The sequence below is a fragment of the Paenibacillus glucanolyticus genome (assembly GCF_037333485.1).
GTDB classification, from domain to species: domain Bacteria; phylum Bacillota; class Bacilli; order Paenibacillales; family Paenibacillaceae; genus Paenibacillus_AQ; species Paenibacillus_AQ glucanolyticus.
The window spans coordinates 6,258,738-6,279,303 of the sequence record NZ_CP147845.1 but is presented as its reverse complement, the minus strand read 5'-3'; the positions used below and the strand labels follow the sequence as shown (position 1 = coordinate 6,279,303).

The following is a 20,566-nucleotide window of genomic DNA, read 5'->3' as shown; positions in this document are numbered from 1 at the left end:
ATGAGTATGCGAAGCAAAGGGAGTGCCTTTGTTGTCCTAGTGGCCATTGCGGTCGTTGTGTTTGTTCTGGTGTATGCGGGGATTACGTTAACCTCCAATCTGGGAAAAAGCCAAGCCGAGGTTAACTCGGAAGATGCAGCTAAGAAAATAAACAAAATCTACAAGGACATTGTGGTCACGGCGGCGGACCCGATCAAAGGTCAGGTTGACCTGGATCCGGTCGCCGTAGCGGATTCTTTGCCCGACATATCCAAATTCCCGATCTCGGTTGAGAATACAACGGAGCTCTTCGTCGAAATCTTCTCATCTCCGGAGAAGGCAGGACCGGGCATTGACGGATGGTTGAATGAAGTAGCAACGGAGTTCAACCTGTCGAAGCCGGTGGTGAATGGAAAGCCGGTATCTGTAAAGATCCGCAACATCGCTTCAGGAACCGCAACCGATTACATAACATCAGGCAAGTACGTACCGGATGCGTTTACGCCCTCGAATGAGCTGTGGGGGGCAATGGTTAAGGAATATGGCGTCAAGGCGGAGCTTGTATCCAAGCGTCTGACCGGAAATGTGACCGGTGTTGTGACCAGAAAGGCCAAATACGATGAGCTGGTGGAGAAGTACGGCTCCCTGAACGTCAAGACGCTGACGGATGCGATATCCAATAATGAGCTGGCGATGGGTTACACGGATCCTTTTGCCAGCTCCACGGGTCTCAACTTCCTGATTACGGCACTTGAAACGTTTGACAGTTCAGACCTGCTCAGCGAAAAAGCAGTGCAGGGCTTCGAGAAATTCCAGGCGAACGTCCCTTTCACGGCCTCAACCACGATCCAGATGCGTGATGCGGCGAAGTCGGGCATGCTGGACGCTTTTGTTCTGGAGTACCAGACTTATGTCAATGCGGCGGATATGAAGAGCGGTTACGTGTTTACTCCGTTTGGCGTAAGGCACGACAGTCCCTTGTATGCACTGGGGAACTTGCCGAAGGAGAAGTTAGAAATCATTAAGAAATTTGCAGCGTTTGTGGAACAGGATCCATATCAACAGTTAGCCGATAAAAAAGGGTTCAATGGCCTTAATGATTACCAATCCGAGCTGGATATCGTGGACAGCAGTCTGCTGCCGTCCGCACAGAAGCTGTGGAAGGAGAAGAAGGATGGCAACAAGCCGGTTGCGGCTGTATTTGTAGCGGACGTATCAGGCAGCATGGACGGCGAGCCTCTGCACCGTCTTAAGGAATCCTTGCTGACGGGGCAGAAATATTTGGGCAGAGATAACAGCATCGGCTTCGTATCGTATTCCACGGATGTCGCGATCAATCTTCCGATCGGCAAATACGACCTGAACCAGCAGTCGATGTTTGTTGGAGCGATTAACAGCCTTGAGGCCAGCGGGAATACCGCAACATTTGACGGCATTGTGGTGGCGATGAAGATGCTTCATGACGAGATGGCGGTGAATCCGGACGTGAAGCCTTTGATTTTTGTGCTGAGTGACGGGGAGACCAACGTAGGGCATTCCCTTGATGATATCCGGGAGCTCATTAAAGCCTTCAAAATCCCGGTATACACAATTGGATATAACGCCAACATCCAGGCGCTTCAAAGCATCTCCAGCATTAACGAAGCGGCCAGCATCAATGCCGATACGGATGATGTCGTGTATAAAATCGGTCAGCTGCTGAACGTGCAGATGTAGTTTCATCCCAAGTGATACTCGCTCATTTTAAGAGATAAGCAAGCATAAACTCTAGAGGCATACCCCTTATCTCGGAAGGAAAGGGCATCTTATATTATTCTGATATCGAAGTTTTTACAGAAACTTGTAGGAGGGGTTATATTGTCATTTACGATGGAAGTCATTCGTCCCGAAGAGATTAAGCATGCGATTGAAGAGCAGGTGAAGCCCGAGCCAGAGGAAGTCACGCAGCTCAAGGAGCTGGCAGCGAGCAACGTGCAGGCCATCATGGAGCTGGATATCGAATCACTCGAGAAGAGAAGACAGGTACTGCAATCCATTGACACCTTCGGTATGGGCACGATGAGATCCTCTTCGGAGAAGAATGGACTGCTGCAAGTATCGGTAGGAAGATTATCCAAAACCGGGGACGAAGGCGGCCAGGTTGCCAGAGGGCTCACGGAGCTGCAGCTGCAGCTGAAGGATCTGGACCCGAGCGTCATCGATTTTGCGAAGAGCGGGATTCTGGGCATGGTGTTTAACCCGCTCCGGCGATATTTTGCCAAGTTTCAAAAAGCGGATGCCGTGATTTCGGATATCATCATTTCCCTGGATAAAGGAAAGACGGTATTAAAGAACGACAATACCACGCTCGAGATCGAGCAGCAGGCCCTCCGCGAGCTCACCAAAAGGCTGCAAAAGGAAATTCAGCTGGGTATGCTGATGGACACCGAAATCGAATCCCAGATTGAGGCGGCCAAAATACGCCAGGAGTCGGAGGACAAAATCCGGTTCATTACCGAGGAGGTACTGTTCCCGCTGCGCCAGCGGGTGATGGACCTGCAGCAGATGCTGGTCGTGAACCAGCAGGGGATCATGGCTATTGAAGTCGTCATCCGGAACAACAAGGAGTTGATCCGCGGCGTGGATCGGGCAAGGAACGTAACGGTATCGGCGCTCAAAATCTCGGTGACGGTAGCCAGCGCCCTCTATAATCAGAAGATTGTCCTGAAGAAAATCGAGCTGTTGAACGAAACCACGAATAACCTGATCAGCGCAACCTCCAAAATGCTGAAGGATCAGGGTGCTGCCATTCACAAGCAATCGCTCGAAACGAGTATTTCCGTGGATACGTTGAAGCAAGCGTTCACGGATGTGCTGTCGGCTCTGGATTCCATCAGCACCTACAAGCAGGAGGCTCTTCCGCGGATGCGGGAGACGATCCAGCAGTTCAGCGAACTGGCCGTAACGGGCGAAGAGCAGATTCAGCGCTTGGAGCGGGGACATAAGCTGGGTTTGTAGATGTGGACATAACGAAATAAGAGTGAGCAGATAGGGTGCTGCGCACTCTTTTTTATGGGGACTTCATCCTTATGTTCTCAAATAATTGAGCAGGATGTGCTTAAGAATAGCCAGCTGTTTCTCGGGCGCGAGGTCAGGCTCGACCACCAGAATGTTCTTCTGGAGGGACAGCTTTCTGGCAAAAATACCAAACGTATTGATGATGGTAGAGAGCGTCTCGGAGATCGGAAGGTCGGCTTGAATCGACCCGTCCTGGATGCCTTGCTCGACAATGGTCGAGAATACCTTGGAGATGTTCCGGTAGACGGCGTTAAACAGCTCGATATCTTCGAGAGGCTCCGTGAATTGAGCGGCATAACTCTCGAAATTCTCGAGCAGCTTGACGTTGGAACTGGCTTTTTGCTCCAGCAGGGAAATGAAGTTGTCGAAGAACAGCTCCAGCTTCTCGATGCAGGAAATCGGCAGGTCAGCGATGGAGTGAAAGGTCTCAAGGACGGCCTCCAGCTTCTTCGTCGCAACCGCAACAACAAGCTTCTCTTTGCGGGGAAAAAAGCGAAAAACGGTCGCTACGCCTATTTTGGCCTCGGTGGCCACATCCTGCATGGTGGCTTTTTCAATGCCTTTATGTGCAAACACATGCTCGGCTGCTTCTATGATGAGTTGGGTTCGGGTATGGCGAGTTTCAGGATTCATAATAGGGGTCCTCTTTCATGCATGACGATTTTATCTATCTCTCGTATTATATCCCTCCAACATTTTGACCACAACAATTGGAATTGAAAAAGGGATTGGGAGGGTTACCCTTGGAGCAGAGGAGGAGTGTGATCCGTAGATCTGACAGGGTCGCTTTTTGGTTAGGCTGATGGAATGGAATGTTCTTTAGTTTGTTAGGGGGTGCTGTGGATTGGAACACCGGATGAAGTGGAGCATAGAAGCTGCAGACAAATTCGGACTGCTGGAAAAGAATCTGGAGCAAACGCATGACTCCGAGCATAGCTTGATTTCCTCCTATCGGGATGGAGAGCGCAAGGTTTTCCTGCGTATAACCGATGAGTCCCACAAGCCGTATGCGAAGATTGCAGGCGAAGTACAGTGGGTCGAGTTTCTGGCAAGCAAGGGTGTCTGTGTTTCGAGACCGCTGTACTCGGTAGATGGGAAGTTGGCGGAGCGCATCCCGGCGGAAGGCCGTGAATATACGGCCGTATGTTACGAGGAGGCCAAGGGGCGTCCGGTGGGAGAGAATGATGCCAATGAGCATCTATACAGGGGAATGGGCCAATTCATGGGCCATATGCACCGCATCACCCAAGCGTACGTTCACCAGGATCCTGTCACGAAACGGCCGGACTGGTCATTTGAAGCCCAAAAGGTGTTGCATATCGATTTACCACCATCCGAACAGGAGATCATCTCTCGGTACCAGGCATTGTTTCATTATATCTCAGCCCTTCCGGTGTCAGCGGAGACTTATGGATTGATTCATGCTGATTTTCATTACGGTAATTTTTTTGTTCATGGGAATTCGCTGTGTTTGATTGATTTTGATGCGAGTCGGTATTCATGGTTTATTGATGATATTGCGGTGGCTGCTTTTTTCTCAAGTTTAACCGAAGGGGCCGACCCGGACCCGGGCAAATTCCTTATGCCGTTCCTGGATGGATATCGTAGAGAGCATCAGCTGGAGGAGAAGTGGCTTCGGGAAATCCCATACTTCATGAAGCTCCGGGAAATGGGCCGTTATATCAAACTGTTCCAAGCCTGCGGGGGAAAGTTCGACAACCTCCATCCGTGGGGGCAGTGGTACATGAAGGGGCGTAAGGAAACCATTCTGCGAAGTTTCCCAACATTTGAATAAGCATTGGCTTTGGTTTGAAGGGCGGCATGTCCCGGAGAGAGCTGCTGGCAGCGTCATTAGTGCTGTCCGTGTCCATATCAATCCCAAAATAATGGCTTACGACGGCACTGCCTTTCTTGCGATGTTATGAACAACAGCCTTAGTCCCGAGATGATCACGGAGCTAAGGCTGTCGTTCTGTGGCGATATTTTAAGTAGGAGCACGGTTGCAATTTAGAATGGTATGATCTTCATATCCATTAGGATCGCGGCTGCAGATTCCGCTCAAACGCAACGATCCAATCGCCCTGGATGGAAGCATAGCCGGTATCTCCCTCCACAACAAGACCGTATAGATTTTTGACGTCGAGGTACTCTCTCCGTTCTCCATTATCAAATTCGAGGGTGATGTAATAATACGTGCGGGACGAGTGGTTCGCGTGCATCATTCCGTTGTCGTCGTTGTGGTGATTGGTATGATGGCGGACGTCCATCCGTTTGGAGACCACCCGGGCAAATTCGGAAGTGCGTGGCGATTTGGCATTCTTGACATAGCGGGCGCCATTGGAGATGAAGCCGACAATCACAATAACGAACACAATCCCGATTAGAATGGGAACCAGCGTAAACATAAAATCAAACCCTCCGCCAAAAGACATTCCTTGGGGCATCATCGACGGTACCTCCTTCTGTCCGTAATTTTCATTGTTTATATGTACGGTACCCATGGTTGAAATGTTTCAAATTTTGAAATATGTCTGCCGACGATCCTACTGAAGCAATAAGTAATGGCCCCACATCCCCCTGCAGGGGGATTTTTCGTTGGAAAGGTTGAGATATAATAGATTTGCTTAAAAGGGGGAATGAGAGTTGAAGCTGGAGAAAAGTGTAGTCAGAGCCCGCAGATTGCTACCGATCCTTCTGGGTCTGTCTCTGTTGGCTGCACCCTTACAGGGGCATGCCGCGGACAAACTGCTAGTTCAGGATGGCGTGTTATACCACGCGGGAACAAATCCTTACGACGCTGTGGCAGATGACGTCAATGGGGACGGAAGAGCGGATGTCATTGTTTTCGATTTGGTGGAAAATAAAATATCTGTTCTCCTGGGTAACGGGGATGGAACCTTCCAGATGAAGCAGGATACTTCTGTCGGGAGGTCTCCTCGCGCGGTCACTGTTGCCGACTTTAATGGCGATGGGCATGCAGATGTGGCAGTGTCGAATGCCGTGGATAATACGGTAGGCATTCTGATAGGACGCGGGGATGGGACATTCGAACAACAAGTGGCGTACCCGACAGGCAATTGGCCAGTGGGATTGGCAGCTAAGGATTTTAACGGGGATGGGATCTTGGATCTCGCCGTAACGAACAACAGCTCCAACACCGTATCCATCTTGCGGGGCATGGGTGATGGAACATTTAGGACAGCGATCACAGTACCTGTAGGGATGTCACCTCGCAGTGTAGCCTCTGAGGATTTGAATAGCGACGGGATCGTGGATTTAGCTGTTGCTAATGTAGGATCGAATAACGTAAACATATTGCTTGGTGACGGCCAGGGCGGGTTTACTTCCGTATTGGCCATCAGTTCGGGAAGATCGCCTATTGGTCTTCAAGCAGCCGATTTGAATTCAGACGGGTACATGGACCTGGCGTTAGCCGCCAATGGAGATCACACGGCGAACGTGTTTCTTGGTAACGGGGACGGAACATTCAGGCCTGTTATTACACTTCCATTGGGGCATTCTCCTCTAGATCTTGAGGTTGCTGATTTTGATGGGGATGGTAATCTGGATCTCCTCGGAGGAGTCCAGGATTCATCCAATCCGATACTGCTGGGCAACGGGGATGGCACCTTTCAATCTGCCCGGACATATTTCGACCGGCCGTCATCTGCGGTGGCTTCGGGGGATTTTAACGGGGACGGCAAAGCGGATATAATCGATATCAGTTATGGCTATATTAAAATCTTCAACAGTGCTGCTGAGGGTGTTGTGTCCCTGGCGCAGGATCGATACGAGGCTGCCGAGAATTCGGCAAGCGTGACGGTTTCGGTCTACCGGGCAGCAGGCAGCTACGGTCAAACCAAGGTTTCGCTTCGCACAATAGAAGGAACAGCAATTGCCGGTACGGATTATAACTCCGTTGATGAGCTGCTTGTGTTTAATGAAGGAGAGACAACCAAGTCTTATCCCATTTCCATTATAGGCAGGAATGGGGATCAGGGGGATCGGACATTTTTTGTTGAACTGGGTAATCCGACGAACGGTGCTGTTCTTGGAGCATCTGCGAGAGCCGAAGTGACGATTCGTGAACCGGTAGCTGTTCCGGATACAACGCCCCCTGTCCTTGATGTCTCCAAGTTTCGTATCATCGATCAGTATCAGGGAATGCCGGATCAATTGTACGGTGAGGCAGGTGCGGTCAGCGAAGCTGGAGCGATGGTGAAGGCGTACCCTTGGGTAGATGCCGATGCGGACGGCACAGTAAATGCAGGAGAATGGGGAGCACCGATTGGGCTGGGCTTCAGTGCAGCCGACGGCTCAATACTGCCTGCTGATATCGGTGACCTCAGTCCGGGTACCTACGCATTCGTTGTGACCGCAACGGATGCCGCTGGCAATGAATCCGCTCAGGAGGCGTCAGCCGTTGTCTCCATGACACTCGTTAAGGATGTGCCGCCGGATTCTCCGGACACGTCCCCGCCTTCATGGCAAACTGGCGCGAAGCTGATATTCTCCAGTGTTACGTCAAGTGCCGTTACCCTGGAGTGGCCAGCAGCAAGTGACGACAGGGGAATTGCTGCTTATGAAATATATCAAAGCGGTACGATTATACAATCTGTTCCTGCAACAACTAGAAATTATACAATAAACGGCTTGGCCGCGAATACGACCTATAATTTTGCGATTAAAGCAGTGGATGCGGCCCGAAATGCCAGCCCAGGGCTTGAAGGGACCATTCAGTCTGCATCAGCTCCGGGTTCCGGCTCGGGGTCAGGGTCAGGATCAGGATCATCGTCCTCGGGCTCCGTTCCATCGGTACTATCTTCGGAATCCAGGCTGCAGCAGCTGAGCCTTACGGCAGGGGACCAACCAATCACATTGACTCCACCATTCCAGGCAGGGGTTTACGATTATACGGTAACCACCAAGGAAGCTCAAGTTGTAGTGAGCCCTCGTATCATGCATTCTGCTGCAAAAGTTGAGATCAACGGTGAGCGGGTAACCTCCGGTTACACGGTTCCTCTAAAGGACGGGGATAATGTCTTGACGATTCGTGTTCAGGCTGAGGATGGATCGGCGACAACCTATCGCCTTACCTTGAAGCGGGAGCCATTGGAGGAGACAGGGGAACAGCCGAATCAAGAGATTCAGAACTCTTTTATTGACATACAGGGGCATTGGGCCGAGTCCGACATCCAGAAGGCTTTTACGCTCGGGATTGTTAAGGGAGACGTATCCGGTACTTTCCGTCCCCATGCTTCTGTCAGCCGCGCCGAATGGGCGGTTATGATGGGAAGATTGCTGAAAGCCGATCTAACCGGCTCTTCCATAAGCTTTACCGATGGCAATTCGATACCTGCCTGGGCTCATGATGGGGTTCATATGGCGGTTACGGAAGGTCTTATGATCGGTTATGCCGACGGCACCTTCCGGCCTGGCCAGCCGATTACGCGCGCCGAGATCGCCGCGGTGCTGTCCCGTGTGATGAATGAGTCCGGTGAAATGGACGGGAATACCTCCTATGCTGATGACAGCGGGATTCCAGTCTGGGCTAAGCCGTACGTACAAGCGGCTGCAGATTATGGACTGCTCCAAGGAAGAGGCGCTAACCGTTTTGCTCCGAACGAGCCGATGACGCGGGCGGAAGCAGCCGTTCTGCTCGTTAGACTGTCCCGTGTGTTGGGACCAGGATTGCATGTGGATCCATAGAAACTCCAGAGTTCTATGGATAGCTGTTAGGGTTTTATCAATCAGAAAGCGGCCTCCGAGGGAGGTCGCTTTTTTTGTCGTACGAACGTTTGACCCTATTTTATGAAGCAGTGATTTCTTTATCCCTTGAGATCCGCATAATGCAGTCCCAACTGATAAGCGCGCTCCAGCAAGCCCTCCATGTGCTCCGGTATAGCTTCCAGGGTGTCGTAGAAGAACTCTACTCGGGAATTCTCGATTCCGGAGTAATTGGAGATCCCGACATTGAGGGAATGGGAGAGCATTTGATCGTAGCTGCGCTTGGCAAAATGGTCTTCTGAAGCGCCTGCCAAGGCCAGCCATAACACCTGTTTATGGTGAAGCTTCGAGCCGCCGCCGTAAGCAAAGCCTTGATTCCAGACACGGTCGATATACCCCTTCAGCATCGCGGGGACCCCATACCACCACACCGGGAAGATGTAAGCCAGTGCATCGTGCTCCTTCATTCGTGATATTTCGGCCTCGACCTCGGGAGAATAAAGCTTCTTAGGATCAGACCAATCGGGTTCGTCGGCCTCCCATAGGACCGGATTGAAACCTATGCGATGAAGGTCCAGTACTTCCGCTTCATGCCCGGCATCCCGAAGCCCCTGCACAAATCTCGCGGTAACTGCAAACGTAAAGGAATTTTCCCGTGGGTGTGTGACAACCGTTAGTACTTTCATAAAAATTCACCTTCTCTTTCTTCTCTGAAAATTTGTATGCCAAATTGTTCAATACGCGACATTGCGGCATCTGCATGCACTAATGTTTCGGACAGGTAAAAGCCTCCCGGGGCAGGCGGTGAGCCGTCCCAGCCCAGAATGCGCTCAATGGAGAGCAAAATGCTAAGCGCACTGCCGATTACACCATAACCGCCAGCAATGTAAATAAGTGTCATCGCGATTCCACCTCCAATAATTTGCTGCAGCACTGGCTTAAGGAGATTATGTATCATATAATGACAGGAAGGAAGTACGCACTTAATAGTTCTATAGGTACCCAAAAGTATCATTAATACCTGGAAGTGCCTGTAGGAAGTCGATATAACTCTACGCTTGAGGGGAGGGGTATACGGGTGAACGGGGAGCGGAAATACAATATTCCGTCTGAAGCGACGATGGATGTGATCGGTGGCAAGTGGAAGGTCATTGTACTGTGCCACTTAAGTTATGGTCCCAAGCGAACGAGCGAAATTAAAAAGCAGATGCCGGACATTACGCAGAAGATGTTGACCCAGACTCTTCGGGAACTGGAGGAGGATGGGATCATTACTCGAACGGTCTTTAATCAAGTGCCGCCGAAGGTAGTATACGAGCTGAGTGAATTGGGAGACTCGCTGCAGCCGATCCTGGATCAAATCTGCGACTGGGGCGAGAAGTATTTGAATGAAAAAACGAAGGTAAGCACCCTTGAGGGCAATATATAAGAGCAAGCTGCGGACCGAACTATGGCGTTCCGCAGTTTTTTTATTTTTTTGCTGTAACCACTTTATTTTCCATTATTTCTAAAGTAATAGAGGGAATACCCAGAGATTTGTTGAATATCTAGTTCTTTAGACTCAATTCATATTTTGCTGCTTTTGAACGATACCGAGCTTGTCGAGAAATTGAATAGTTCACTTGGTTATCATGGAATAGGATGCGGGGGCAGGGAGGCTGTAATAAATAATCAGAGTTTGGCATTTTCCCGGTACGAACAGGTTTGAGATACGGAATGAAACAGGAACGTTGTCCGACAGGAAACGTATGATCATCATAGGACTTAAGAATTAGTCGAAAAAGGAGTGTGCACAGCTCAGATGGACGGCAGCTATAATTTTTATATTGTTGGGCTTTCAATCGTGATTGCTATACTTGCTTCATATTCCGCTTTAAATATTACGTCCAAGATTTCAGATGCGAGCGGCAAATCCAGGTTCTTTTGGCTTTTTGGCGGCGCAATGGTGATGGGGAGCGGAATTTGGTCGATGCATTTTGTTGGCATGCTGGCCCTGCATATGAATATGAATGTGAAGTATGATGTTGCTCTGACGATCATGTCAATGCTGGCGAGTGTGGTCTCCTCCTTCATCGCTTTTTACATTACCATGCCCAGAGACATCAACTGGTTCAAAATCGCCATCGGTGGTTTGATTATGGGCAGCGGAATCGTGACCATGCATTACATGGGGATGGAAGCCATGATTATGCACGCGGAAATAAGCTATGACCCGGTCATTTGGGTATTGTCTGCCATCATTGCACTGGCTGCATCTTATGCAGCGTTAATATTGTTTCTCCGCTTTCGCAATCATTCCAAGTCCAGCTTCCTGAAGTGGGGCTCCGCGGTCATTATGGGATTTGCCGTATGCGGGATGCACTATACAGGAATGATGGCTGCACGGTTTGAGCCTCATTCCGGCATGATCACTCAGCATGAGCCGCAGTCTGTGGATCTCTTTCTGTTGTACTGTGTGACCATTACGATTTTTGCGATTCTGTTGATTTCGTGGGGGGCCATGTTCTTTGACCGGCATGTGCTGGAAAAGCTGGCCTATCAGGATACGATTACGGGTTTGCCTAACCGCAATGAAATGAACCGCTTCTTCGAAAGTAATTCCGAAACGGAGAAGATCAGTGTTTTGTTTCTGGATCTGGATCAATTTAAAGCCATCAACGATACACTCGGTCATCATGTTGGGGATATGCTCGTTCAGGAGGTGGGGAATCGACTGCGTCAATTCATTCAAGGCTACCAGCAGGTATTCCGAATCGGCGGAGACGAATTTCTCATCATTTTGAAGCAAAGCGATCCGATGTATGCCCAGCGGCTGGCTGAAGATATTCTGCAAAAAATTAAAAACGTATACTTTATCGATGGCAATGAATTGTACGTTACGGGAAGCATCGGAATCAGCATCGGTTCTGTTCATAGCTCGGACAGGTCCACGCTGCTGAAGAATGCGGATACGGCGATGTATAAGGCGAAGGGACTCGGCAAGAATCAGCAATGCCTCTACACCGAGGAGATGGGCGTTCAAGAGGTCCGCAAAATGGAATTGGAGAAGGATTTGCAGAGAGCGCTTGAGCTTAAGGAATTTTTCATCGTCTATCAGCCGAAATGGAATGTGAAAAGCAACCGGTTGGTCGGGTTTGAAGCGTTGATTCGCTGGAATCATCCCCGCTTGGGTATAATATCGCCGCTTGAATTTATTCCGATTGCCGAAGAGACGGGGCTCATTATACCGATGACCCGATGGACGCTTGAGGAGGCTTGCAAGCAGTGCAGGGCATGGAAGGATAGAGGAATCGTTCAGCCCGTCTCGGTGAACTTGTCCATTCGGCTGTTTCACGGCGATAATCTGCTGGAGCTTGTTCGGAATGTGCTGGACAAGGCGGAGCTGGACCCGCATCTGTTAGAGCTTGAGATTACAGAGTCCATGGTGCTGCACGATGTGAACGACATTATTCGACAGCTTGAGAACATCAGAGCTTTAGGGGTTAAAGTGTCCATGGATGATTTCGGAACCGGTTATTCCTCGATCGGGCTGCTCGACCGGATTCCGATCGATGCACTGAAGCTGGACCGCCTCTTCACCAACGATTTAGATACGCCCAGTAAACGGGCGATTATCAACGCCATCGTTCTCATGGCAGAGAATTTAAATCTGGATGTGATTGCCGAGGGTGTGGAGAATAAAGAGCATATCGACTTTCTGACCGGACTCGGCTGTCATGTCATGCAGGGGTATTATTACGGCAAACCGATGGATATTGATGAGATTGATGTCTGGATGTACGAGCAAGATCACAAGGCCGAAACGATCGAGGTTATGGGATAGAGGAAGGTCTTAGATTAACGATAGATCAATAGAAACATATCGGAAAATAACGGGCACCGTGAGGTGTCCGTTATCATGTTGAGCGGAGAATAAAGTTTCGGATCAGGGCTGGGTGCGTGTACCCGATTACACGAAATACGCAATTTCCGCTTTTGGAAAATATTCCTTGATTCCCTTTTCGAACAGCTGCTGGAATTCTTCAACGGTCTCTGCTTTATAGACATATTTAAATTTTCCGTATCTTCCCCATTTAAGCTGCCGGTCTTCTTCTTCCATGTCCAGCTTGGTTTTCGGATAACGCTTCAAAATGGTGTTTTTGGCTGTTTTGGTAAACCGATGTTGAATGAGTTCAAATGTTAGATCCTTTACCTCTACGTGGCTTAACCGCTCGTGAAGCTTCTCTAGCAGATGCCAATAGCCCTCTTGCCATCCGTCATACTTGACAATCGGAGCGATGATGAAACCCAGCGGATACCCGGCTTCCGCAATTTTGCCCGCTGCTTCGATCCGTTCTTCAAAGGAAGAGGTTCCGGGCTCGAAATACCGAATGACATAATCGGAATTGATGGAGAATCGGACCCGGGTATGTCCGCCGTGCTCGACGTTCAGCAAGGAATCAATGTTGGCGAATTTGGTCACGAATCGGAGCCGTCCATGTTCTTGCTTAGCCATGAATTCAATGTAATATGCCAGTGCTCCGGTCAGATGCTCCAGGGATACGGGATCTCCGGTGCAAGCCGCCTCGAACCGGGTAATTTCCGGTGAACGTTCTGTGATATACTGCTTCGCCCGATCCAGAATTTCATCCAGATTGACGTAAATCCGAACATAAGGCTTCGAGCTCATGGTGGTTTGGAGGTAGCAGTAATGACAATGTCCTGCACATCCCGTAGTAAGCGGGATGGCATACTCCGCAGACGGCTTGGACGTGTCAAATTCCAGAGTTTTTCGAATCCCGACAACGAGGGTGCGTTTGGCGTTGCGGTATTTTTCAGTTTCGGTCTCCCCCGGAATGCCGGTTACCCGATTATGGGAAGTGGTCAATTTGATGGGAGTGCCTAACTCTTCAAACCATGCATGAAGCTTCTTGCCAAGCGGATACTCCAAAGCGGCCGGCTCGAAGAAGACCAGTTCCGGGTCGAAACGCTCCAATTGAATTCCTCCCATACTAGTAATAAATCCAGGTATAGGATTTGCAATGGAAGATGCGATCATGCATCCACAGAGCCCCGAAAAGGCTGAAATTATTTACACTTTTTGTATGATATTGAACCGTTTTTTTCTTCCTAATTTATCCGTTTTGTTGCTATTTTACTGGTAACGGATACAATAGTATGTGAATCTAACGAATGGTAGTGGTGATATAAATGGTGTCAATCAAAGATGTGGCCAAGCTGGCAAATGTATCGATTTCAGCCGTTTCCAAGACTCTGAACGGCTATTCCGATGTAAGCGAAACCACCAAAGAAAAGGTTATGAAGGCTGCGCAGGAGCTGAACTATTTCCCGAATCGCCTTGCCAAAAACCTTAAGCACAAGGTCACCAAGACCATTGCGCTGATCATATCGAACTTTGAACAGGCAAACGGCAAGGATGGCGTTATGTTCCAAATCATGACCGGCGTCTATGCCGCAGCACAGCATTATCAATATGAAGTGGTGATCTATACGCGTAGTTTGTCTGAACAGCAGGATAAATCGTACTGGCAGTTCTGTAAGGAAAACAAAATTGCCGGCGTTGTGATTTCCGGATTACGTACAACGGATCCATATTTTGACGAGCTGGTGAACAGTGAGTTTCCATGCATGGTAGTGGATGCAGACATTGTCGGTCCCCATACCGGATCTGTCATTACGGACAACGTAGGCGCCGCCAGAAAAGCCGTGGAGTATTTAATTGATAAAGGGCACCGTGAGATCGGTATGATCAATGGGCACAATTTTGCAGCGGTTAGCGTACAGCGTCTTCAGGGATACCGGGAAGCACTTGAAGAGGCGGGACTCGTATATGATCCGAAGCGGGTAATCGAAGCGGATTTCAGCGAGCAAGTAGCGTATGAGGCTACCGAGCCGTACTTGGAGAGGCATCCGAATCTGACCGCAGTTTTTATATCCAGTGATCTGATGGCCATCGGATTTATGACGCGCTGCCGCGAGCTGAACATTAGAATTCCGGAGGATATCTCCATCATGGGCTTTGACGATATCGTACTCTCCAGTTATACGACTCCCAGGTTGTCAACGGTCAGGCAGGACTTCACAAGAATCGGCTATTCGGCATTTGAGGAAGTCATCAAGATGCTGGAGAATCAAACGCCAGGATATCATAAAATTCTTTCTTTCGAAATTGTTGACAGAGAGACAATAATGGTGCAATAATGTTATCGAAAACGTTTTCGCGTGAAGAAAGCTTTTATTTTAGGCTCATTTCGAAATCGTTTTCGGTCTTTTTTTTAAAATATCGAAAACGATTTAGGTATCGCTTACAAAAAATAGAGAAAAAACAGTTGGAGAGGATGACAACCATGCTGAGCTACAACGAGGTACAGTCTGAAGATTTGAATAAATGGTCATTTGCCGAGGTGCATTTCAATCCGCTGGCTTTAGGCAAGTGTGAAGCGATTATGTCGCTTGGGAATGGATATATGGGTCTCCGATCAGCTGCGGAAGAGTCGTATATCGGGGAGAAGAGGAACCTGTTCGTTAACGGCACATTTAATAAATTCGATGAATTCGAGGTGACGGAGCTTCCGAATACGGCGGATATTACGCGACTTGACATCCGGATAGACGGTACAAGGTTCTCGCTGGAGCGGGGAACGGTGACCCAGTATGAGCGAATGCTGAACATTCGCGATGCAGAGCTCGTGCGAAGTTTTATCTGGGAATACGAGGGCAAGAAAATCCGATTTGAGTTCAGGCGCTTTGTCTCATTAGCCAAGCTGCACCAGATCGGTTTGAAGGTTAGCATAACTCCTCTGAACGAGGGCATAACACTGGTAATTAACTCCGGTATCGACGGGCAGGTCAGCAACAGCGGCAGTCAGCATTTCCACGAGGGTGAGAAGCGAATTTACGATAAAACCTTCCTTGAGCTGATTCAGACGACAACCGAGTCCAAGGTGGATTTCGTCCATGGTGCGGCGCATCGACTCCGGTTAAATCAACAAGAGATTGATACAGCCCCCAAGATGGATATCGATCGTCGTAAAGTGGCCGTATCCTATGCATTTGATGTAGCGGCGGGCGATTGTCTCGAATTCGAGAAGATGGCAACCGTATTCACAAGCCGTGACCGTGAATTTGCTGAAGGAACCAGCCTTGACGATATTCGGCAGCATGCACTGGCTGAATTGAAAGCGTTCCATTCTGCTGGTTACGATCCGCTTTTTGCAGAACATCAATTAGCCTGGAGCAAGGTTTGGGAGCAATACAACGTATCCATTCAATCTTCGAACTCCTTCGATCAGCTGGCTGTCCGGTTTGCCATATATCATCTGGTGATCATGACACCGGCACATGACCGGCGAATGGGCATCGGCGCCAAGGGGCTCAGCGGAGAGGGGTACAAGGGTCATTCCTTCTGGGATACGGAAATTTTCATCCTGCCATTCTACATCTATACCCATCCCGAGGTCGCCCGCTCTTTGCTTGAGTATCGCTATCTTGGTCTAGAAGGCGCCAGAGCAAAAGCGATTGAGAACGGCTTCACAGGCGCGATGTATCCTTGGGAGGCCGCTTGGCCAAGCGATGGCGAAGTCACGCCGGAGTGGGGACAGGTGGATATCGTAACCGGCAAGCAGATTAAGATTTGGTCCGGTTTCATTGAACAGCATATTACATCCGATGTTGCTTATGCGGTATGGCACTATTACAAAGCGACAGGCGACCAGGACTTTATGGACCGATACGGCTACGAGATGATATTTGATACCGCTAAATTCTGGGCCAGCCGTCTGGAGTGGAACGAAGCCAAGGGTGTATATGAAATCAATGAGGTAGTGGGCCCGGATGAGTACAAGGAGCATGTGGACAATAACGCATTCACGAATTATATGGCTTCCTTTAATATTCGACTGGCTATGGAATACTATCACAGTCTCCAGAATTCGAATGCTGACTTGTTCCAATCGCTGAACGGGAAGCTGGAACTGGAGGAAGCTATGAACGAGTGGCAGAGCAAGATTGAGCAAATCTATTTGCCACAGCCAAACCAGGATGGGATTATCCCGCAGGATGACACGTACTTACAGAAGAAACTCATCGATTTAACACCATATAAGTTGCAGAGCAAGGTAGGCAGCATCTTCGACGACTATAACCTGGATCAGGTTGGGGAAATGCAGGTATCCAAGCAGGCTGATATTATGATGCTGTTCTTTCTGCTGGAGGATCAATTCACGCCAGAAGTGAAGCGAGCGAATTATGACTACTATGAGCCGAAAACGCTTCATGATTCCTCCCTCTCCATGTCAACGCACAGCATTCTGGCGAATGACTTTGGTGATCGGGATCTGGCCTATCAGCTGTTTGAACGGGCTTCGCAAATCGATCTGGGGCCGTACATGTATTCTTCTGATGCCGGTATTCACTCCGCTTCACTTGGCGGCATATGGGAATGCGTCGTGCTGGGGTTCGCAGGAGTCCGCATGCTTGGCGGAGAGCTGCATATGAATCCGAATCTGCCCAAGGCATGGGATGAGCTTTCCTTCCCGCTGTACTGGCAGGGGCAGCGTTTGGAGGTCCATATCAACCGGGAGACCTTGACGCTGACCGCAAATTCGGATCAGGAAGTGCAGCTGGTCATTCACGGCAACCCTATCAAGTTCTCAACAGAGCTTCAAATCCAATATTGAACATTCAGGAGGGTCATTCAATGAAAAAGAATTGGAAATGGTCAACAATGCTTAGTATGGTCATCATCGCGGCTTTGGCATTATCCGCTTGCGGCGGTAAGAGCGGGGAGTCTGGCAACGGGGCTGCAGGCGAGAAGGTTAACCTGACGTTTACCGTATGGGGGGATGTGAACGCCAGCGCGAATGAGCAGAAGCTTGCTGATGAATTCAATAAAGCTCACCCGAATATTCAGGTGAAATTCGAGCCGATTCCAAGTGAAGGCTATGGCACGAAATTGACAACTTCACTTGCAGCCGGACAAGCACCCGACGTGTTCCTGATCGGCGAAGGCGATTACTTCAAATATGTTGAAAAAGGTGTTGTGGAACCGCTCGATGACTACTTGAGCAAGGATAGTGATTTCAGTCTGGATATCTTCCAGAAGGATCTGATCGACAATATGAACATCAACGGCAAGCAGTACTATCTGCCGAAGGATTTCAATCCGCTGGCGCTCTGGTACAACAAACGCATGTTTGATGAAGCTGGCCTGGAATACCCGTCCAATGACTGGACATGGGACCAATTGATCGAAACTTCCAAGAAACTGACCAAGAAGGAAGGCAATAAATATACCGAATTCGGCTTCAATGCCGGCAAGTGGGAATATCCGATTTACACGTACCTCTGGGATCATGGAACAGATATAGCCAATGAAGATGGAACGCAAGCCGAAGGGTTCATGAACGGTGAGAAGACGGTAGCCGCTATTGAAAAATATGTGGCGCTGTCGCAAGGCGAAGACCGCGTATCGCCTACCCCTCAGGATGCCGAGACGCTTGGCGGTGACTCCTCTATGTTCATGACGGATAAATTGGCCATGATGGTGACAGGCCGCTGGGTGAAGACGGATCTGGACAAATCGGACGTGGAATACGGCTCAGCCCTGATTCCGACCGGTGAGGACGGAACACGCACCAGCATTATCGCTAGTGCAGGTTGGGCGATCAATGCGAACGGCAAACACAAACAGGAAGCTTATGAGCTGTTGAAATGGTTGTCTGGTACCGAAGCCCAGAAGCTTCGCTCCGAGAACGGCAAGGTTCTTCCAGCAACCGTAACGGAACTGGAAGAAGTGAAAGCTAACGAAGTTGCGGACAAGCCGGTTATTGAAATGATGGATTATGCGAAGAAGCCAGTCACCTTGCGCTCTACCCATGGCCCGATTTTTGTTGAAGAATTCACCAAAGCCATGGAGAAGATTTTGCTGAAGCAGCAGGATGTGAAAGGCGCTTTGGATGAAGCCGCGAAAAACGTGGATAGCAAAATCAAGTAAAAATGACAGGTGAAGCGCATGCTCATGCGCTTCACCTGCTTCATCAAGGAGGCTGTTATGCGAAAGTCAAAATCGGATTGGGCCGGCTACTTGTACATCATGCCATGGCTTCTGGGACTTCTGCTGTTTACGATTGGCCCGATGCTGTTCTCACTGCTGCTAGCCTTCAGCAAGTGGGACATCATCACGGGCGTGCAATCGATCGAGTGGGTTGGGCTGGACAACTTCAAGGCGATTTTCCATGACGAATTGTTCTATCAATCGCTAAAGGTAACCTTTATATTTGCACTGGTATCGGTGCCGCTCTACCAAATCGTGTCCTTGTTGATCGCGGTGCTGCTCAATATGCGCAGCCGCGGCATGAACGTATTCCGCTTGATTTATTTCATGCCGTCCGTCATTCCGGCCGTTGCCGTATCGATGATGTGGGTGATGATCTTCAATCCCGAATACGGAATATTGAACAAAGCGCTTGGATGGTTCGGCATCCAGGGCCCGGCTTGGCTTCAAGACCCGTCCTATGCGCTTGGAGCACTCATTGTAATGGGAATCTGGGGTGTCGGCAATACCATCATTATTTATCTGTCCGGCTTGCAAAGCGTGCCGGAGGATATGCATGAAGCAGCCGAACTGGACGGTGCCGGACGTATTCGGAGGTTCTTCAGCATCACGCTGCCGATGATATCGCCAACGGTATTCTTCAACCTGATCATGGGGATTATCGGCGGGTTCCAATACTTTACCCAAGCTTTTGTCATGACCAACGGAGGTCCGCTCAATTCTACATTGTTCTATAACCTGTATCTTTATAACAAGGCATTTCAGGATTATGAGATGGGTTATGCCTCGGCATTATCCTGGATCTTGTTTGTCATCATTCTTGTATTTACTCTGATCGTCATTCGAAGCTCGTCCATGTGGGTGTATTACCAGGGCGACGATGATAAGGATTAAAGGAGGCGTCATTCATGAATCAATCTGCCAAGCGTATCAGCCTGCCGCATATCCTGTCCATGCTGGCGCTCATTACCGGGGCTCTTATCGTCATTGTGCCGTTACTGTGGACCTTCTTCACCTCACTGAAATCACCGGCCGAGGTGTTCAAAGATAACTTCTTCCCGACCGTGTGGCATTGGACCAACTACCGGGATGCCGTGCAGGCCGTACCATTCTTCAAGTTCCTGGGCAATACCGTCATGATTCTGATTCCGGTCTTAATCGGAACCGTATTATCTTCGGCCATCTGTGCTTACGGATTCGCAAGATTTAACTTCAAAGGCAAACGAACGCTGTTCCTGGTGCTGCTGGCAACGATGATGCTGCCTTCCCAGGTTACGATGATTCCGATGTTCATTATGTTTAAGGAGATCGGTTGGGTGGATACCTTCCTGCCGCTGATCATTCCTGCGTTTTTTGGCGGCGGAGCCTTTAATATATTCCTGATCCGCCAGTTCATGCGCGGCATTCCCCGGGACCTGGACGAGTCCGCCTTTGTGGATGGAGCCAACCGGTTCCAGATCTTTACCCGGATCGTTCTGCCGCTGTCGGTGGCACCGCTGATTGCCGTATCGATCTTTACCTTCATGGGCGTCTGGAATGATTTTCAGGGACCGCTCATCTATCTGAACTCCAGTGATAAATATACGCTGGCACTGGGTCTATCCATGTTTAAGGGATTGTATAACGTCGAATGGAACATGCTGATGGCGGCTACGATTCTGATTATGCTGCCGGCATTAATCGTATTTTTCCTGGCACAAAAATATTTCATCGAAGGCATATCCATCTCCTCAGCTATTAAAGGTTGAC

16 protein-coding genes are annotated in these 20,566 nt (G+C 49.4%); 11 read left to right on the top strand and 5 right to left on the bottom strand.

The window, feature by feature from the left end; translation table 11 throughout:
- The first annotated feature begins 6 nt into the window (after positions 1–6).
- Positions 7–1,695, top strand: a complete 1,689-nt coding sequence (locus tag WDY75_RS28910) for a vWA domain-containing protein (RefSeq protein WP_063478361.1) — start codon at positions 7–9, stop codon at positions 1,693–1,695.
- Between the two features lie 141 nt (positions 1,696–1,836).
- Positions 1,837–2,976 (top strand): toxic anion resistance protein, encoded by a 1,140-nt coding sequence (locus tag WDY75_RS28905; protein WP_006207726.1) that lies wholly within the window; start codon positions 1,837–1,839, stop codon positions 2,974–2,976.
- A gap of 69 nt (positions 2,977–3,045) precedes the next feature.
- On the opposite strand, the gene WDY75_RS28900 is transcribed toward WDY75_RS28905, so the two are convergent.
- A complete protein-coding gene (locus WDY75_RS28900; RefSeq protein ID WP_006207727.1) occupies positions 3,046–3,669 on the bottom strand; it encodes a TetR/AcrR family transcriptional regulator in 624 nt (207 codons plus the stop codon).
- 211 nt (positions 3,670–3,880) lie between these two features.
- Here WDY75_RS28900 and WDY75_RS28895 point away from each other — a divergent pair, with 211 nt between their 5' ends.
- Positions 3,881–4,831 carry a phosphotransferase enzyme family protein gene (locus WDY75_RS28895; RefSeq protein ID WP_063478362.1) on the top strand — a complete coding sequence of 317 codons (951 nt, stop codon included), beginning with the start codon at positions 3,881–3,883 and terminating at the stop codon, positions 4,829–4,831.
- Between the two features lie 238 nt (positions 4,832–5,069).
- Here WDY75_RS28895 and WDY75_RS28890 read toward each other — a convergent pair whose 3' ends face one another.
- Positions 5,070–5,483, bottom strand: a complete 414-nt coding sequence (locus WDY75_RS28890) for a DUF2500 domain-containing protein (protein WP_063478363.1) — start codon at positions 5,481–5,483, stop codon at positions 5,070–5,072.
- A 196-nt stretch (positions 5,484–5,679) separates the two neighbouring features.
- On the opposite strand from WDY75_RS28890, the gene WDY75_RS28885 reads away from it, so the two are divergent.
- Complete coding sequence (locus WDY75_RS28885; RefSeq protein WP_082834281.1) at positions 5,680–8,745, top strand: FG-GAP-like repeat-containing protein; 3,066 nt, start codon at positions 5,680–5,682, stop codon at positions 8,743–8,745.
- 119 nt (positions 8,746–8,864) lie between these two features.
- Here the strand turns inward: WDY75_RS28885 and WDY75_RS28880 are convergent, their stop codons facing one another.
- Together WDY75_RS28880 and WDY75_RS28875 are read right to left on the bottom strand one after the other, a co-directional pair.
- Positions 8,865–9,449 (bottom strand): NAD(P)H oxidoreductase, encoded by a 585-nt coding sequence (locus WDY75_RS28880; protein ID WP_063478364.1) that lies wholly within the window; start codon positions 9,447–9,449, stop codon positions 8,865–8,867.
- Complete coding sequence (locus WDY75_RS28875; RefSeq protein ID WP_006207732.1) at positions 9,446–9,664, bottom strand: hypothetical protein; 219 nt, start codon at positions 9,662–9,664, stop codon at positions 9,446–9,448. The genes WDY75_RS28880 and WDY75_RS28875 overlap by 4 nt, the downstream gene beginning before the upstream one ends.
- 219 nt (positions 9,665–9,883) lie before the next feature.
- Here WDY75_RS28875 and WDY75_RS28870 point away from each other — a divergent pair, with 219 nt between their 5' ends.
- Together WDY75_RS28870 and WDY75_RS28865 are read left to right on the top strand one after the other, a co-directional pair.
- Positions 9,884–10,192, top strand: a complete 309-nt coding sequence (locus WDY75_RS28870) for a winged helix-turn-helix transcriptional regulator (protein WP_051449079.1) — start codon at positions 9,884–9,886, stop codon at positions 10,190–10,192.
- Positions 10,193–10,564: 372 nt separating this feature from the next.
- Positions 10,565–12,586 (top strand): bifunctional diguanylate cyclase/phosphodiesterase, encoded by a 2,022-nt coding sequence (locus tag WDY75_RS28865; RefSeq protein WP_063478365.1) that lies wholly within the window; start codon positions 10,565–10,567, stop codon positions 12,584–12,586.
- 126 nt (positions 12,587–12,712) lie between these two features.
- Here WDY75_RS28865 and splB read toward each other — a convergent pair whose 3' ends face one another.
- Complete coding sequence (gene splB / locus WDY75_RS28860) at positions 12,713–13,738, bottom strand: spore photoproduct lyase (protein WP_082834282.1); 1,026 nt, start codon at positions 13,736–13,738, stop codon at positions 12,713–12,715.
- Positions 13,739–13,953: 215 nt separating this feature from the next.
- On the opposite strand from splB, the gene WDY75_RS28855 reads away from it, so the two are divergent.
- The 5 genes from WDY75_RS28855 (at position 13,954) to WDY75_RS28835 (ending at position 20,565) form a co-directional block, all read left to right on the top strand.
- Positions 13,954–14,964: a LacI family DNA-binding transcriptional regulator gene (locus tag WDY75_RS28855; protein WP_006207736.1), complete on the top strand. Its 1,011-nt coding sequence runs from the start codon at positions 13,954–13,956 to the stop codon at positions 14,962–14,964.
- Between the two features lie 146 nt (positions 14,965–15,110).
- Positions 15,111–17,441 (top strand): glycoside hydrolase family 65 protein, encoded by a 2,331-nt coding sequence (locus WDY75_RS28850; RefSeq protein ID WP_063478367.1) that lies wholly within the window; start codon positions 15,111–15,113, stop codon positions 17,439–17,441.
- Positions 17,442–17,461: 20 nt separating this feature from the next.
- Entirely contained in the window at positions 17,462–18,757 is a 1,296-nt protein-coding gene (locus WDY75_RS28845; protein WP_063478368.1) for an ABC transporter substrate-binding protein, read from the top strand.
- A 57-nt stretch (positions 18,758–18,814) separates the two neighbouring features.
- Positions 18,815–19,711, top strand: coding sequence for a carbohydrate ABC transporter permease (locus WDY75_RS28840; protein ID WP_100086460.1), 897 nt, complete (start codon positions 18,815–18,817; stop codon positions 19,709–19,711).
- Positions 19,712–19,725: 14 nt separating this feature from the next.
- A complete protein-coding gene (locus WDY75_RS28835) occupies positions 19,726–20,565 on the top strand; it encodes a carbohydrate ABC transporter permease (protein ID WP_006207740.1) in 840 nt (279 codons plus the stop codon).
- Position 20,566 lies beyond the last annotated feature (1 nt).